The organism is Xanthomonas sp. WHRI 6108 (assembly GCF_040202385.2).
GTDB classification, from domain to species: Bacteria; Pseudomonadota; Gammaproteobacteria; order Xanthomonadales; family Xanthomonadaceae; genus Xanthomonas; species Xanthomonas arboricola.
Genome location: NZ_CP168198.1, coordinates 1,719,854 through 1,733,975, shown reverse-complemented (window position 1 = coordinate 1,733,975; position 14,122 = coordinate 1,719,854). Strand labels below are relative to the sequence as shown.

Annotated in this window: 15 protein-coding genes; 8 read left to right on the top strand and 7 right to left on the bottom strand. The window is 65.3% G+C overall.

All coding sequences use genetic code 11. The features are described from left to right. Nucleotides 1-24: 24 nt before the first annotated feature. The 6 genes from ABQ039_RS07485 to ABQ039_RS07460 form a co-directional block, all read right to left on the bottom strand. On the bottom strand, nucleotides 25-2,121 hold the full coding sequence (locus ABQ039_RS07485) for an acyltransferase family protein (RefSeq protein ID WP_349778622.1): 2,097 nt from the start codon (nucleotides 2,119-2,121) through the stop codon (nucleotides 25-27). A gap of 228 nt (nucleotides 2,122-2,349) precedes the next feature. Beyond that, a complete protein-coding gene (locus ABQ039_RS07480; protein WP_326519963.1) occupies nucleotides 2,350-3,087 on the bottom strand; it encodes a DUF2058 domain-containing protein in 738 nt (245 codons plus the stop codon). Nucleotides 3,088-3,105: 18 nt separating this feature from the next. Next, a complete protein-coding gene (locus tag ABQ039_RS07475; RefSeq protein WP_024939344.1) occupies nucleotides 3,106-3,342 on the bottom strand; it encodes a SlyX family protein in 237 nt (78 codons plus the stop codon). Beyond that, complete coding sequence (locus tag ABQ039_RS07470; protein WP_024939343.1) at nucleotides 3,335-4,684, bottom strand: UDP-glucose/GDP-mannose dehydrogenase family protein; 1,350 nt, start codon at nucleotides 4,682-4,684, stop codon at nucleotides 3,335-3,337. Before ABQ039_RS07470 ends, ABQ039_RS07475 begins: the two co-directional genes overlap by 8 nt. A 24-nt stretch (nucleotides 4,685-4,708) precedes the next feature. Then, complete coding sequence (locus ABQ039_RS07465) at nucleotides 4,709-5,680, bottom strand: FKBP-type peptidyl-prolyl cis-trans isomerase (RefSeq protein WP_016901531.1); 972 nt, start codon at nucleotides 5,678-5,680, stop codon at nucleotides 4,709-4,711. 90 nt (nucleotides 5,681-5,770) lie between these two features. Then, the gene (locus tag ABQ039_RS07460; RefSeq protein WP_024939342.1) at nucleotides 5,771-6,328 is read right to left on the bottom strand and encodes a glutathione peroxidase; all 558 of its coding nucleotides are present in this window, start codon (nucleotides 6,326-6,328) and stop codon (nucleotides 5,771-5,773) included. A gap of 134 nt (nucleotides 6,329-6,462) precedes the next feature. Between ABQ039_RS07460 and ABQ039_RS07455 the strand changes: the two genes are divergently transcribed. The 7 genes from ABQ039_RS07455 (at nucleotide 6,463) to ABQ039_RS07425 (ending at nucleotide 10,959) form a co-directional block, all read left to right on the top strand. Then, a complete protein-coding gene (locus ABQ039_RS07455) occupies nucleotides 6,463-6,711 on the top strand; it encodes a hypothetical protein (protein ID WP_024939341.1) in 249 nt (82 codons plus the stop codon). Between the two features lie 2 nt (nucleotides 6,712-6,713). Beyond that, nucleotides 6,714-7,076, top strand: a complete 363-nt coding sequence (locus ABQ039_RS07450; protein ID WP_003483692.1) for a GntR family transcriptional regulator — start codon at nucleotides 6,714-6,716, stop codon at nucleotides 7,074-7,076. Continuing rightward, nucleotides 7,073-7,948, top strand: a complete 876-nt coding sequence (locus tag ABQ039_RS07445) for an ABC transporter ATP-binding protein (RefSeq protein ID WP_046342254.1) — start codon at nucleotides 7,073-7,075, stop codon at nucleotides 7,946-7,948. The genes ABQ039_RS07450 and ABQ039_RS07445 overlap by 4 nt, the downstream gene beginning before the upstream one ends. Then, complete coding sequence (locus ABQ039_RS07440) at nucleotides 7,945-8,931, top strand: hypothetical protein (protein WP_024939339.1); 987 nt, start codon at nucleotides 7,945-7,947, stop codon at nucleotides 8,929-8,931. The genes ABQ039_RS07445 and ABQ039_RS07440 overlap by 4 nt, the downstream gene beginning before the upstream one ends. Before the next feature lie 10 nt (nucleotides 8,932-8,941). Next, nucleotides 8,942-9,766 carry a DUF4097 family beta strand repeat-containing protein gene (locus ABQ039_RS07435; RefSeq protein ID WP_039528077.1) on the top strand — a complete coding sequence of 275 codons (825 nt, stop codon included), beginning with the start codon at nucleotides 8,942-8,944 and terminating at the stop codon, nucleotides 9,764-9,766. A gap of 34 nt (nucleotides 9,767-9,800) precedes the next feature. Beyond that, complete coding sequence (locus tag ABQ039_RS07430) at nucleotides 9,801-10,331, top strand: DUF2884 family protein (RefSeq protein WP_184380033.1); 531 nt, start codon at nucleotides 9,801-9,803, stop codon at nucleotides 10,329-10,331. Nucleotides 10,332-10,536: 205 nt separating this feature from the next. Continuing rightward, complete coding sequence (locus tag ABQ039_RS07425; RefSeq protein ID WP_167704224.1) at nucleotides 10,537-10,959, top strand: hypothetical protein; 423 nt, start codon at nucleotides 10,537-10,539, stop codon at nucleotides 10,957-10,959. Between the two features lie 120 nt (nucleotides 10,960-11,079). Here ABQ039_RS07425 and ABQ039_RS07420 read toward each other — a convergent pair whose 3' ends face one another. Further along, nucleotides 11,080-12,486 (bottom strand): class II fumarate hydratase, encoded by a 1,407-nt coding sequence (locus ABQ039_RS07420; RefSeq protein ID WP_349778621.1) that lies wholly within the window; start codon nucleotides 12,484-12,486, stop codon nucleotides 11,080-11,082. Between the two features lie 304 nt (nucleotides 12,487-12,790). Here ABQ039_RS07420 and ABQ039_RS07415 point away from each other — a divergent pair, with 304 nt between their 5' ends. Further along, nucleotides 12,791-14,113 carry a hemolysin family protein gene (locus ABQ039_RS07415; RefSeq protein WP_054591704.1) on the top strand — a complete coding sequence of 441 codons (1,323 nt, stop codon included), beginning with the start codon at nucleotides 12,791-12,793 and terminating at the stop codon, nucleotides 14,111-14,113. The last annotated feature ends 9 nt before the right edge of the window (nucleotides 14,114-14,122 follow it).

Below are 14,122 nucleotides of genomic sequence, written 5' to 3'. Positions count from 1 at the left end.
AACCTTTCCTGAGCAGCCGGTCCTTTATTGAGCCACCGGTGCCGACGCCGGCAAGCCACGCAGATGCGCCGCGAAACCCGGCAGCAGCACACGGTTGCCATACCCGCTCAAGTGGTCGGCATCGAAGAACAGCGGCCGGCCCTGCTGTGTCGGCGCGCACACCTGCGCATCGCACAGCGACGGCAGCGGGTCCCAGATGCTGGCGCCCCCTAGCCCGGATGCGATGCGACGCAATCCATCAAGTGCCGGCGCGCGATAGTCTTCCATCGCCTTGCGCTCGATCTGCATGCCGTTGGCGCAGATCGCATTGCCACGATTGAACCAGTCCGAACATCGGTAAGGCGGTGCCCTGAGCACCGGTTTGGGCGCTTCGAACACAACCAGAACGCCCCGCGCCTGCACCGGTGCCAGCAATGCGATCGTCGCCGCCACCGTCGCATCGCGCTCGCGCTGTGCCGGCTCGCTCTGCAGCGTGGCGATATTGCCGTGCAGGTCGAACAACACGTCCTGCTCGGCCAGCCGCGGCACCCGCAAACCAGGCAGGAATAGCACATCGCCCGCACGCGCCCTGCCCGCCACGTCCTCCAGCGCCGGTCGCAGGAACGCGTCGCAACCTGCGCCCTGACCACCCGGCTGCATCGATGCGACCGCACACCCGGCCACGCCATACATGCGCACGCTGCCGCCTTCCAGCAACGGAAAACGCCGCAGCATTTCGTTGTAGGCCAGCGCATGCGAATCGCCGATCACAAAGACCTGGCGCTGACTGGCCGCAGGACGCGAACACTGCCCGCGCGCGAAGATGCGCACCGGCTGCCCGCCCACCGATGCGTTGCTGGCGATCAGGCGGCAGTCCGGCAGCTCCTTGCGCAAGCCGCGCGCATACGCATACCAATCCAGCGGGTGGCGGCTGACCACACTCAACGAGGTATACGGCGTCGACTTGATCACTGCCGATTGCACGCCGAAGGCCAGCACCAACGCAGCGAGGCCGGCCATCACCACGCGCACGTTCGACCAGCCACCCATACGCCGATTGCGCCAGGGCAGTTCCACCCAGCGATACGACGCCGCCGCGCAAACAACCGTCAGCACCAGCGCCAGCAGCTTGGCAGCCACCGCATCCAGCCCGATCGTCCAGCGCAGCAGCACCAGCACCGGCCAGTGCCACAGATACAACGAATACGAGATGCGCCCGATCGTCACCACCGGCCTGGCGGACAACACGCGCCCGATCCAGCCCTCGCTGTGCCGATGCAGCAACGCCAACACCACCAGCGTGCCAACCACCGGCCACAAGCCATCGCTCCAGGGCGAATGCCCAGGCCGCGCATTCCACAGTCCGTTGCCGATGGCTGCCAAGGCCAACAGCAACAGCAGTGCGCGCAACGGTGCAGGCAGGCCGATACCTGCTGCGAACACACGCTGCCCGTCGCGGCGGCGCAGCAGTGCCATCAGCTGAAACAACACCACGCCGGCACCCAGTTGCCAAAAGCGTGCGGTGGTCAGATAGAAGGAAGTGACCTCGTGTCCCGGCACCTGCGTGCGCTGCCAGGCATAGCCCAGCGAGGCCGCGCTGGCGAGCGCGAACAGGCCCAGCGACCAGGCACGTCCGGCACCGCCACGCATCCAGGCCAGGAACATCCACGGAAACAGCAGATAGAACTGCTCCTCCACGCCCAGCGACCAGGTCTGCGTATACGGATTGAACTCGGCACGCGGCGAGAAATAATCCTGGCCGACGCTGGCCAGCACCCAGTTGCTCAGCCCGAACAAGGCCATGTGTCCGGTCTTGGTGCTGGCTTCGCTCAGCCACGACTCGGGAATGAACAAGGTCGAAAACAGCGCGGTGACCAGCACGCAGACCAGCAAGGCCGGTGCGATACGCCGCAAGCGGCGCGCATAAAACCGCGCCAACTCGGCGGCCACCGCAATGCGCGGCAATCGATCGACCGACGCACTGACCACAAACCCCGAGATAACGAAAAATATATCGACGCCGGTGAAACCACCGGGCAACCAACTGGCGTCCAGGTGATAGGCGATGACCGACAGCACCGCCAATGCACGCAATCCGTCGATATGCGCGAAGTAAGCATTCCCTGTCGCCGAGCGCGTCATCCTGATCCTCGAAGTTTCGTCACTTGCACACAAGCGGCCGCCCCCCCATCACGAACAGCCGACCGGCGCACTCTAAATCGCATACGGGCCGCCATGCAGGAAAACTAGATCTCCCGCCTTGACGCATCGACCGCATCCACCGGCGGCCACGCAATCGGGTTGACCACCACTCAACAGATGGGCACCCATCAGGTGCCCATGTGCCAACGCAAACCTATCTACGCAGCCTTACCAGACCAGGTCGTCGGGCACCTGGTACTGGGGATCGGCATACGGGTCTTCGCCTGCCGGCGCATTCGGGTCCACCTTCAATGCCACCGACGGTGCGAATACCGCTTCAGCGTCGGCCAGTACTTCGGCAGTCACCAATAGATAACGACCGTTGAGCTGCAGCACGCCGAGCTCGCCGGCGTTGAGCGCCTTGAGCTGATCGGCAGTCACGTAGATACGCTTGATCTTGCCGCCATAGGGGAAATGCCGGGCGATATCCGCATCGGCATGATTGAGCCCCTTGTCCTTGAGCAGTTCTTCGAGCTTGGCCTTGGCTTCGCGACGCAGGCGTGCTTCTTCCTGTTTCAGCCGCTCGGCTTCGATGCGCTCGTCCTTCTCGCGTTGCGCGCGGATCGCATAGGCCTTGGCCAGGTCGATGTCCTCACGCGTGCGGGCAGGCCTGGGTCCGCGGCGGTCGGCCGTGGACTGCGGCGGACGTTGCGATCCTGCCGGCTTGCCATCATTGCGACGCTCCGGCCTGCCGTCGTGTTTGCGCTCGCCCTTGCCGTCGGTCGCCGCAGCGGCATGCGGCCGCTGCGGTCCCCTGCCCTGGCCACCCGGCTTGTTGCCGCCGGGCGCGGGCCTGCCACCGTGGCCATGCTGACGCGCGGCAGGCCGTGCGTCGGGTTTGCGTTCGGGCTTGGGTGCGGACTTGAAGCCCAACCCAAGCAACTGGTCACGTAAGGTATCGCTCATGGCGGTGGCAATCTGCAATCAATAATGCGGAGGCGGCGGTTCATCCGCTGCGTCGGCAAACAACGTGGAGCGCACCTTGCCCAGATCCTCGAGCAGGTGGCGGATCAGTTCGGCATTGCGGGCGCCCGTCAAACGGGCGTCCGCAAGTGCTTCACTCAGTTCATTGAGCGCCTGCTCCTGAAAGGACAGGCGCGTTTCCAGTTCAACCAACCGCGCGTCCAGTTCCTGGTCGCGCGGCGAGAGTTGCTCATGCATGCAACGAACGGCCTCGTCCGATGGCGTAGTAGGCCAGACCTGCAGCTTCGATTTCCTGCGGGTCGTAAAGGTTGCGGCCGTCGAACACCACGTCGTCCTTCAAGGCCTGCTTGATCTTGCCGAAATCCGGGCTGCGGAACTGCTTCCACTCGGTGACCACGACCAGGGCGTCGGCGCCTTCCAGTGCGGCAAATGCCTCGTCGCAGAAGGTCAGGTCGTCGCGCTCGCCGAAGATGCGCTTGGCTTCATGGGTCGCTTCCGGGTCGTAGGCACGCACGGTGGCACCGGCTTCCCACAACTGCTCCATCAGACGGCGACTGGACGCGGCACGCATGTCGTCGGTATTGGGCTTGAACGCCAGGCCCCACACCGCGAAGGTCTTGCCGGCAATGCTGCCGGTGCCTTCGGCGCCGTAATGCCGCTGCACCAGTTCGAACAGGTGCCCCTTCTGCGCGTTGTTGACGCTTTCCACCGCGTTGAGCAGGGTCGGCTCCATGCCGTACTGCTCGGCGGTCTTGGCCAGTGCCTGCACATCCTTCGGGAAGCACGAGCCGCCATAACCGGCGCCGGGATAGATGAAGTGCCAGCCGATGCGCGGATCCGAGCCGATCCCGTTACGGACGTGCTCGACGTCCGCACCGACGCGCTCGGCAATATTGGCGATCTCGTTCATGAAACTGATCTTGGTCGCCAGCATTGCATTGGCCGCGTACTTGGTCAGCTCGGCCGAACGCACGTCCATCTCCACGATGCGGTCGCGGTTGCGGTTGAACGGCGCATACAGACGACGCATGCGGGCAATGGCCGCCGGCTTCTTGGCGCCGATCACGATGCGATCCGGACGCATGCAGTCGGCCACGGCGTCGCCTTCCTTGAGGAACTCGGGGTTGGAGACCACATCGAACTCATGGTCCACGCCGCGTGCGTCCAGCTCTTCCTGGATCGCCACGCGCACCTTGTCGGCGGTGCCGACCGGCACGGTGGACTTGTTGACGACCACCGAAGGGCCATCGATATGGCGACCGACGGTACGCGCAACCGCCAGCACGTACTGCAGGTCGGCACTGCCATCCTCGTCCGGCGGCGTGCCCACGGCGATGAAGGTGATTTCGCCGTGCGCAATCGCCTCGGCCGCATCGGTGGTGAAGCGCAACCGGCCAGAGGCGTGGTTGGCTTTCACCATCGGCTCCAGGCCGGGTTCATAGATGGGAATCACCCCACGATTGAGACCATCAACTTTCGCCTGGTCGATATCCACGCAGATAACGTGATGACCTACTTCCGCCAGACAGGTACCGGTGACAAGACCAACATAGCCGGTACCAAAGATCGCAACTCGCATGGGTGGGGGTACTCCTGTGGGGGATCAGGGAAGGATACCCATCAGTTCGACATCGAACGTCAACGTTGCGTCTGGTCCGATCGGCCCCCCCTGCGTGCCGTTCGGGCCATAGGCCAAGTTGGATGGAATCCAGAAACGGTATTTCGAACCGACCGGCATCAACGCGACGCCCTCGGTCCAACCTGCAATGACTTGATTCAGACCGAACTCCGCCGGCTGGCCGCGCTGGTAGGAGCTGTCGAACACCTGCCCGTTGAGCAGCTTGCCTTCATAGTTCACGCGCACCGTGTTGGTGGGCATCGGACGCTCGCCGCTGCCCTGGCGCAGCACCATGTACTGCAGGCCCGACGCGGTGGTGATCACGCCCTTTTCGGTCTTGTTCTTGGCCAGGAAGGCATTACCTTCCTCGCGATTCTTGGCACCGGCGGCGCCCTGCTTGGCAGAGGCGAACGCCTGCATGGTGGCAGCGGCTTCCTGCTGGGTCAGACGCGTGGTGCCCTTGGCGAACACGGTGCGCACCGCTTCCATCAGGATCGACAGGTCGATCTCGTCCTTGATGCCGGCCAGCGACGGACCGACCGCGCGATCGCCGAGCATCAGGCCGACATTTTCCTTGGACGGCGCGGCCGGCGCGCTACCCGGCGCCATGCCCGGGACCTGCTGGCCGTTACGTGCCGCCAGCGCGGTGCGCAGTGCGGTGTCGGTGGCCTGGGTCTGCTCGTCGGACAACAGCGGCTTGCCGCCCTTGAATGCATTCTCGATGGCGCGTTGCAGTGCGCTCACATCGATGTCCTGGGCAATCGGCTCGAACGAACGTGCCACGTCCATACCGATGGCGTAGCTGACGTTGTCGCGCGTGCTCTTCTCAGACGATGCATTCAAAACTGGCTTCTCCTTGGTGGCCGCTGCGGCCGGTTGCTGCGACATCGCCGGCATCGATGCCGACAGTGCCACCATCAGTAGCGACGCCGCCGCGCCGCGCTTTCCCATCTTCATTCGATGCACTTCCCGAAAGTGAAAAGACACGCCGACGCCGGCGCTGAATGCGCATTGTCGCATGTGCGCGTGGCCTTGCGAGCGCCGTGCTCAGCGCGACGGCGCGTTGAGCTCGCGTTCGATTGCCGCCAGCACGCTCGGATCGTCCGGTTTGATCTTGCTGGGGAACTGCGCCACCACCCGTCCATTGCGCCCGATCAGATACTTGTGGAAGTTCCAGCCCGGCGCCACACCCGTGGCCTGGGTCAGGCGCTGATACAGCGGCGTGGCCTGTGCACCCAGCACATGCACCTTCTCAAACATCGGGAACTTGACGCCATAGGTCAGCGTGCAGAATTCCTGGATCTGCTTCTCAGATCCGGGTTCCTGCCCCTGGAAATCGTTGGACGGAAAGCCCAGCACCGAAAAACCGCGGCTGCCGAAGCGCTGGTTGAGCGCCTCCAGCCCTTCGTACTGCGGGGTGTAGCCGCACTTGCTGGCGGTATTGACCACCATCAGGACCTTGCCGCCGTAGGTACGGTTCAGGTTGATTGGCGCCTTGCCGGCCAGCGGCCGGTAATCCAGATCCAGCACCGGCGCGCCGGCGGCCAGCGCCGAGACGGAGAAAAAGCCAGCGAATACAACGACCAGCAGACGCTTGAGCAACATGAGCGATCCCTTTCGATAGGTCCGGGCCACCCGCCGACGCGGGGTGCCATCAGTTGGGTATGACAGGCAGTTGACTGCCTGCGTGTCGGTGTTATAGTTGAATACAACACCAGTCATCCAACGCAGGGGAAAGCATGAACAGCACACGCTTCACGCGACCAGCTCCATTGCTGCTGTTCGGCAGCGCCCTGTTCGCCATTGGTTGCCTGGGAGCCGCTTCCAGTCAGGTCACGGAGTCCGGCGCCGATTATGGCGTGTCGGAGGCGGTTACGGAAAACGCGACAACTCCCCCCGAGGCGCGCACCCGGCCCAGCCGGCACCTGCGCGCTTCGCTGTCGATGCCCTATTTCTCCTTCGCGCAGGTTCTGCGCCCACGGAGCTGACCATGAACGACATCCAATGGAGCGACGGCGCTCCCATCTACCGCCAACTCAAGGAACGGGTGATTGCCATGATGCTCGATGGAATCCTCAAGCCTGGCGACGCCCTGCCCTCGGTACGGCAGGTGGCGGCCGACTACCAACTCAATCCCATCACCGTCTCGCGCGCCTACCAGGAACTGGCTGACGAGAACCTGGTGGAGAAACGCCGCGGCCTGGGCATGTTCATGACCCCGGAGGCCGCACAGAAATTGCGCGGCAGCGAGCGCGAGCGTTTCCTGAATGAAGAATGGCCCGCAGTGCTGGAACGCATCCAGCGCCTGGGACTGTCCATCGACGATCTGTTGCCACAGGGAAAAACACCATGACCGCCGTCTCCTCCGACCATGTGGTCGACGCACGTGGCCTGCGCAAGGCTTACAAGCATCGGCTCGCGCTGGACAACACCAGCTTCACCATCGCCGCCGGGCGCATCGTCGGCCTGATCGGCCCCAACGGCGCCGGCAAGACCACTGCGCTCAAGGCGGTGCTGGGGCTGACCGATTTCGATGGCGACCTGAGCGTGCTCGGCATGGATCCGCGCACCCAGCGCAACGCACTGATGAACGAGGTCTGCTTCATCGCCGACGTGGCGGTACTGCCGCGCTGGCTGCGGGTTGGCGAGGCGATCGACTTCGTCGCCGGCGTGCACCCGCGCTTCGATCGCGCCAAGTGCGAGCGCTTCCTGGCCAATACGCAGCTCAACCGCAAGTCGCGGGTGCGCGAGTTGTCCAAGGGCATGATCGTGCAGCTGCATCTGGCGCTGGTGATGGCCATCGATGCCCGCATCCTGGTGCTGGACGAGCCGACGCTGGGCCTGGACATCCTGTATCGCAAGCAGTTCTACCAACGCCTGTTGGAGGACTACTTCGACGAGCAGAAGACCATCATCGTCACCACCCATCAGGTCGAAGAGATCGAACACATCCTCACCGATGTGATGTTCATCCGCGACGGCCGCATCGTGCTGACCGCCGACATGGAAAACGTGGCCGAGCGGTACACCGAAGTGCTGGTGGGTGCCGAGCATCTCGACGCCGCCAGAGGCCTGCAGCCGATCGACGAGCGCAGCCTCCCGTTTGGCAAGACCGTGATGCTGTTCGATGGCGTGCCGAAAGCGCAGCTCGCCCGTTTTGGCGAAACCCGCAATCCCGGCCTTGCCGACCTGTTCGTTGCGGTCATGAAGGGGACCTACGCATGAATGCACTCACCCACCAAGCTTCTCCCGCACGCACGTTCGGCTGGCTGCTCAAACGCGAGTACTGGGAACACCGTGGCGGTTTCGTCTGGGCACAGATCATCACCGGCGGCATCGCGGTGTTCTTCGCGCTGCTGGGCGCGGTGATCGGCGCGATCAGCGCGCGTCGCAACATGATCGGCGACAGCATCACGATGGACGATCTGGCCGAATACACGCGCACCCTGGGCCAGGTCGGCGACGGCCTGCTGCTCGGCGGCATCGGCATCGCCTCGGTGGTCCTGGCGTTCGTGGTGTTCTTCTATTCGCTGGGCAGCCTGTACGACGACCGCCGCGACCGCAGCGTGCTGTTCTGGAAATCGCTGCCGGTGTCCGATGTGCAGACGGTGCTGTCCAAGGCCGCCTGGGCGCTGCTGCTGGCGCCGCTGATTTCCATCGTGATCGGCGTGCTGGTCGGCCTGGCACTGTGGCTGATCGCCATCGTGGGCGCCTCGATCGCCGGCGTCCCCAGCCCCTGGGCCCTGGCCACCCATTCGCACCCGTTCGCGTTGCTGTGGCTGTTGCTGAAGACCGTGCCGATGAGTCTGCTGTGGGCATTGCCGACGGTGGGCTGGCTGATGTTCTGCTCGGCCTGGGCCACCAGCAAGCCGTTCCTGTGGGCGGTGCTGTTCCCGCTGCTGGCCTGCGTGATGCTGAGCATCCTCTCGGCGATGCCGGGTATCTCGCTGCCGATCGGCTGGATCTGGTACATCGTCGGCTACCGCGGCCTGCTCAGCGCCCTGCCCGGCACCTGGTCGCCGCGCGCGGTCAGCGGCAACCTCGACAGCAGCGCGATGCAGAACCCCAGCGATCTGGTGCAATGGGCGCTGCAGCACACCGACAGCGCACGGGTCTACGGCAATCCGGACATCTGGATCGGCGCTGCAATCGGCGTTGCCCTGATCGCCGCCTCCATCTACCTGCGCCGTCGGCGCTCCGAAGCCTGAAGGACATCCCATGCGTCGTCTGCTGAGTCTGGCCATCCTGTTCGCCGTGCCCGGCGCTGCGTTCGCCGAGGAGCAATGCAAGTTCTCCGAACCGCGCAGCCTGGAGTTGAAACTGAGCGGAGTGAAGTCGGTGCTGTTCGAGGTCGGCTCCAACGACCTGCATCTGGACGCTGCGCCGGGCAACGGCGGGCGTTTGGGCGGCCGCGCCTGCGCGGCCAGGGCCGAGCTGCTCAAGGGCCTGACCGTCACCCAGAAGCGGGTCGGCGACAAGCTGGTGGTCACGCTGGCCGACGACCGCCCGCTGCGCATCTCCATCGGCGACAGCTATTCGTACCTGGACCTGCGCGGCAGCGTGCCGGACACGCTGCTGGTGCAGTTCGACGTGGGCTCCGGTGACGCCGAGATCAGCGGCGCTGCGGCCGTGAGTGCCGATGTCGGTTCCGGCGACATGGCCATCCGCCGCACCAGGGGCCGGGTCACCGCCAAGGTCGGTTCCGGCGATATCGAACTGGAAGAGATGGGGTCGCTGCGCGTGCTGGCGGTCGGCTCGGGCGATCTCAAGGCCAGGCAGGTGCATGGCGCGGCGGAGGTCGGCAAGGTCGGTTCGGGCGACGTCAAGCTGCGCGGCGTGGCAGGCAACGTCAAGTTCGGCACGATCGGCTCCGGCGATGTCGACATCGACGATGTGCAAGGCGATGTCGGCGTGGAAGCGGTCAACTCCGGCGCCCTGAGTGTGCACAAGGTGCGCGGCGATGTCAGCGTCGCGCGCAAGGGCAGCGGCGATATCGACGTCAGCGATGTGGCCGGCACCACCCGCGTGCCGACCGACAACTGACCACTGCATTGACCATTCAAGAGAGGGACGGCTGATGAAACTGTGGATTTGTGCGGTACTGGTGGGCGCGCTGCTGGTCGGCTGCGGCAAGTCCGAACCCACGGTCGTGGTGTCGGGCAAGACCAACGCGAACGGGGTGATCTTCAACGGCAAGAGCCTGACGCTCCACCGCGACGGCCTGCCCGCGGCCACCATCGGCGCGGATGGCGCGCTCAGCATCGCCGGCAAGCCGGTGAGCCTGAACGATGCGCAGCGCCAGGCGATGCGCGGTTTCTACGTGCAGATCCAGGGCGTCGCCGATAAAGGCATCGACATCGGCACACAGGGCGCGGCCTTCGGGGCGCATGCCGCCGGCGAAGCGCTCAAGGGCGTGCTCAGCGGCAACACCGACCAGATCGGTGACAAGATCGAAGCGCAGGCGGAAACCTTCAAACACACTGCGATGCAGATCTGCGATCAGCTGGCCAAGCTGCGCAACGCGCAGGACGCCGCCGCGCAACTGGTGCCGGCATTCGCGCCGTACTCGACCCTCACCCAGCACGATATCGACGACTGCCGCAAGTAAGCGCGGCCTTTGATCGCCGCTGCACCCGCATCGACGGGCGCAGCGGCTGACCGGAACCGGATGGATCGTCACGCCGATTGCTGCGCGCACGCCAGGCACCCAACATCGGCCTGCGACATCTTGTCAGCCGCGCCATGTGCCGCAGGCACCGATCGGCTGGCCGGAGCGGGATTACACTAGTGCGCTCCCTGAACCCGGCGACCCCATGAACAAGTTGGTGATGCTCTGCATGGCGCTCCTGCTATGCGCCCTGACCGCCTGCGGCGACCAGTCGTCGCGGCGCGCCGAACGCGGCAAGCCGCGCGTTGCCATCACCACCCAGTCGGTGATGATCCGCCGCCCACCCGCGGCCAATGCGGAAATCACCCCCGACGGCACGCTGAAGATCGACGATATCGCGCTGCCGCAGAAAGAACCGACGCGCGCCAAGTTGCAGCTGCTGTTCGGGCACCTGCAGATGCTGCGCCAGCAGGCCGTCAGCGAGGCTGGCGCGGACCCGGAATACAAGTCGATCAAGCTGACGGCCACGCCGGAGATCCAGAAGCTCAGCGGCGAATTGCTCGATGAAATCCCGTCGCTGCAGCCGTATCGCGAGAGCTTCGGCAACGTGCAGGCTGAGCGGCACTGAGTCCTGGCGACGCCGCGGATTCGCGCAAAGCCGTGTAGGAGCGCACCTGGGCGCGACGGGGCGTTGTCGATAAAGCCCCGTCGCGCCCAGGTGCGCTCCTACGCACGCACGCTGCGGTGGTCAGCCACCGCCGCCCGTGCTGCCAGCCTGGATGCCACCGCGGGTCAGCGCAGCCGGATCCAGCAAACGGCGCAGATCCGCCTCAGTGAGCCCGCTGTCTTCCAGCGCCACGTCCAGCACCGGGCGCTGTTCCTTGTAGGCACGCTTGGCGATCGCCGCGGCCTTCTCGTAGCCGATGATCGGGTTGAGCGCGGTGACCAGGATCGGATTGCGGTCCAGTGCCTCGCGCACGCGCTCCTGGCGCACCTTCAACCCGGCAATCGCGCTATCGGCCAGCAGCCGCGCCACATTGCCCAGCAAGTTGATCGAATCCAGCAGGTTGTAGGCGATCAACGGCAGCGTCACGTTCAACTGGAAGTTGCCGGTCTGCCCGGCCACGGTGATCGCGGTGTGGTGGCCGATCACCTGTGCGCAGGCCATCACGGTGGCTTCGGGAATCACCGGGTTGACCTTGCCCGGCATGATCGAACTGCCCGGCTGCAGCGCCGGCAACTCGATCTCGCCCAGCCCGGCCAGGGGGCCGGCATTCATCCAGCGCAGGTCGTTGGCGATCTTGATCAATGCCACCGCCAGCGCATTGAGCTGACCGGACAACTCCACCGCGTCGTCCTGCGCAGCCAGGCCTTCGAACTTGTTGTCGGCACTCTCGAACTTGAACTTGCTCAGGCCCGACAAGGCCTTGGCCACCTTGCCGCCAAAACGCGGATCGGCATTGATGCCGGTGCCGATCGCGGTGCCGCCCAGCGGCAGCCGGCGCAGGCGCTTGAGGGCATCGTCGATGCGCTCCTGCGCCGAACTCAGCTGCGCCGACCATGCACCGAATTCCTGGCCGAAGGTCAGCGGCATCGCATCCATCAGATGCGTGCGCCCGGTCTTGACCACCTTGTCCAGCCCCTTGCCGCGCTTATCGATGGTCTTGCGCAGATGCTTGAGCGCCGGCTGCAGGTGTTCCTGCACCGCCAGCAACGCCGACACCCGGATCGCGGTGGGCACCACGTCGTTGGAACTCTGCCCGAGATTGACGTGATCGTTGGGATGCACCGCCTCCTTGCCGGCGCGTGTGGCCAGCGTGGCGATCACCTCGTTGGCATTCATGTTGGACGAGGTGCCCGAGCCGGTCTGGTAGACGTCGATCGGAAACTGCGCGTCGTACGCGCCGTCGGCGACCTGCAGCGCCGCGTCCTGCACGGCCCTGCCGATCGACTTGGGCAGCAGCCCGAGTTCGGCATTGACGCTAGCCGCAGCGGCCTTGATCAGCCCCAGCGCGCGGATGAAGCCGCGCGGCATCGGCTGGCCGGACACCGGGAAATTCTGCACGGCACGCTGGGTCTGCGCGCCCCACAAGGCATCGGCAGGCACCTGCAGCTCACCCATGCTGTCGTGTTCGGTCCTGAAACGTTCGCTCATCTGCACTCTCCGCACATGGTTGGTTTGTGGTGATGGATGGCTGGCAGCGGGCGTGCCCACGCTGGCGAGGCTGCCTACGATACTCGCTCGCAGCGTTGCGACCGTGTCGTCGCAAGCCCTGGGCTAGACTGCCCAATGATCCATACGAGGTACCACGCCGCCATGGGCGACGACCCTGACTGTAGAAACGCATCGTTTGCGTCTTGCTTGCTTGCACACTGCCCCGGCACCGACGCGCAGCCGCTGACATACCGCGTCACTGCCGCTACGCGCCATGGAGGCGGACGCCATGTTGGGTGACGCCATGTTGGGTAACGTGCTGCTGTTGTTCGTCGCATTGCTGCTGGTGCTGTTGAACGGCTTCTTCGTCGCCGCCGAGTTCGCGCTGGTCAAGCTGCGCCACACGCAGGCGGTGGGCCTGGCGCAGAACAACGGTTGGCGTGGGCGGTTGTTGCTCGGGGTACATGCGCATCTGGATGCCTACCTGTCGGCGTGCCAGCTCGGCATCACCCTGGCCTCGCTCGGCCTGGGCTGGGTCGGCGAGCCGGCCTTCGCGCATCTGCTGCAGCCGTTGTTCGATACCGCCGGCCTGTCGCCGGAAGCGGCACAGTTCACCGCACTGGCGATCGCCTTCAGCCTGATTTCGTTCCTGCACATCGTGCTGGGCGAACTGGCGCCCAAGACCATGGCGATCCGCCGCCCGGAGCGGATGTCGCTGTGGACCGCCGCGCCGCTCTACGTGTTCTATTGGCTGATGTACCCGGCGATCTGGGTGCTCAACACCAGCGCCAACCGCCTGCTGCGGGTGCTGGGCTGGGGCGATGTGGAGCACCAGTCGCATCGCTATTCGCGCGAGGAGCTGATGCTGATCGTCGGCCGCCAGGATCCCAACGCCGCCACGCCCGATCACGGGCTGGCCCTGATGAGCCACGCCCTGGAACTGCCCGACCTGGTCGCCGGCGACCTGATGCGCCCGCGCGAGCATCTGCGCAGCCTGCGCGAAGGCATGACGCTGGAATCGGTGCTGGCCGAGTTCAGCGAGTCGCGCTACAGCCGCTACCCGTGGTTCGACGCCGATGGCGAGCAGGTGCTGGGCATCCTGCATACCAAGGATCTGCTGGTGGCGATGGCACGCAGCCAGGACCTGGACGATCTGCGTCCGTTGCTACGCCCGCCCACCCTGCTGACCCTGGAAACGCCGATCCCCAGCGCGCTGGAGCAGTTCCGCACCGGCACCACCCATCTGGCGCTGTGCGTGGAGGAGGAGGGCCGCATCCTGGGCTTCTTCACCCTGGAAGACCTGCTGGAAGTGGTGGTCGGCGAGATCGAGGACGAGCACCGCCACGTGGTGCGCGATGCCCCGATCCGCAGCCAGGACGGCTCGCTGCTGGTGGCCGGCAGCACCTCGATCTTCCGCCTGGAACGCCTGCTGGGCCAGGACCTGAGCGCACCGGACCACGTCAATTCGGTCGGCGGGCTGATCGTGCACCAATTGCAGCGGCTGCCCGAAGAAGGCGAAACCCTGGAGCTGGACGGCCACGCACTGACGGTGCGGCGCATGGCCGGGCACCGGATCCAGGCCATCACGGTGCGGCCGATCGGCGAAGCCGGCGCCGGGGCGGCGTAGAATACGCAC

Bases quoted from the DNA above. Each gene is read 5' to 3' on its own strand.
- ABQ039_RS07485 (WP_349778622.1), bottom strand. From the start codon at position 2,121: ATGACGCGCTCGGCGACAGGGAATGCTTACTTCGCGCATATCGACGGA.
- ABQ039_RS07480 (WP_326519963.1), bottom strand. From the start codon at position 3,087: ATGAGCGATACCTTACGTGACCAGTTGCTTGGGTTGGGCTTCAAGTCC.
- ABQ039_RS07475 (WP_024939344.1), bottom strand. From the start codon at position 3,342: ATGCATGAGCAACTCTCGCCGCGCGACCAGGAACTGGACGCGCGGTTG.
- ABQ039_RS07470 (WP_024939343.1), bottom strand. From the start codon at position 4,684: ATGCGAGTTGCGATCTTTGGTACCGGCTATGTTGGTCTTGTCACCGGT.
- ABQ039_RS07465 (WP_016901531.1), bottom strand. From the start codon at position 5,680: ATGAAGATGGGAAAGCGCGGCGCGGCGGCGTCGCTACTGATGGTGGCA.
- ABQ039_RS07460 (WP_024939342.1), bottom strand. From the start codon at position 6,328: ATGTTGCTCAAGCGTCTGCTGGTCGTTGTATTCGCTGGCTTTTTCTCC.
- ABQ039_RS07455 (WP_024939341.1), top strand. From the start codon at position 6,463: ATGAACAGCACACGCTTCACGCGACCAGCTCCATTGCTGCTGTTCGGC.
- ABQ039_RS07450 (WP_003483692.1), top strand. From the start codon at position 6,714: ATGAACGACATCCAATGGAGCGACGGCGCTCCCATCTACCGCCAACTC.
- ABQ039_RS07445 (WP_046342254.1), top strand. From the start codon at position 7,073: ATGACCGCCGTCTCCTCCGACCATGTGGTCGACGCACGTGGCCTGCGC.
- ABQ039_RS07440 (WP_024939339.1), top strand. From the start codon at position 7,945: ATGAATGCACTCACCCACCAAGCTTCTCCCGCACGCACGTTCGGCTGG.
- ABQ039_RS07435 (WP_039528077.1), top strand. From the start codon at position 8,942: ATGCGTCGTCTGCTGAGTCTGGCCATCCTGTTCGCCGTGCCCGGCGCT.
- ABQ039_RS07430 (WP_184380033.1), top strand. From the start codon at position 9,801: ATGAAACTGTGGATTTGTGCGGTACTGGTGGGCGCGCTGCTGGTCGGC.
- ABQ039_RS07425 (WP_167704224.1), top strand. From the start codon at position 10,537: ATGAACAAGTTGGTGATGCTCTGCATGGCGCTCCTGCTATGCGCCCTG.
- ABQ039_RS07420 (WP_349778621.1), bottom strand. From the start codon at position 12,486: ATGAGCGAACGTTTCAGGACCGAACACGACAGCATGGGTGAGCTGCAG.
- ABQ039_RS07415 (WP_054591704.1), top strand. From the start codon at position 12,791: ATGTTGGGTAACGTGCTGCTGTTGTTCGTCGCATTGCTGCTGGTGCTG.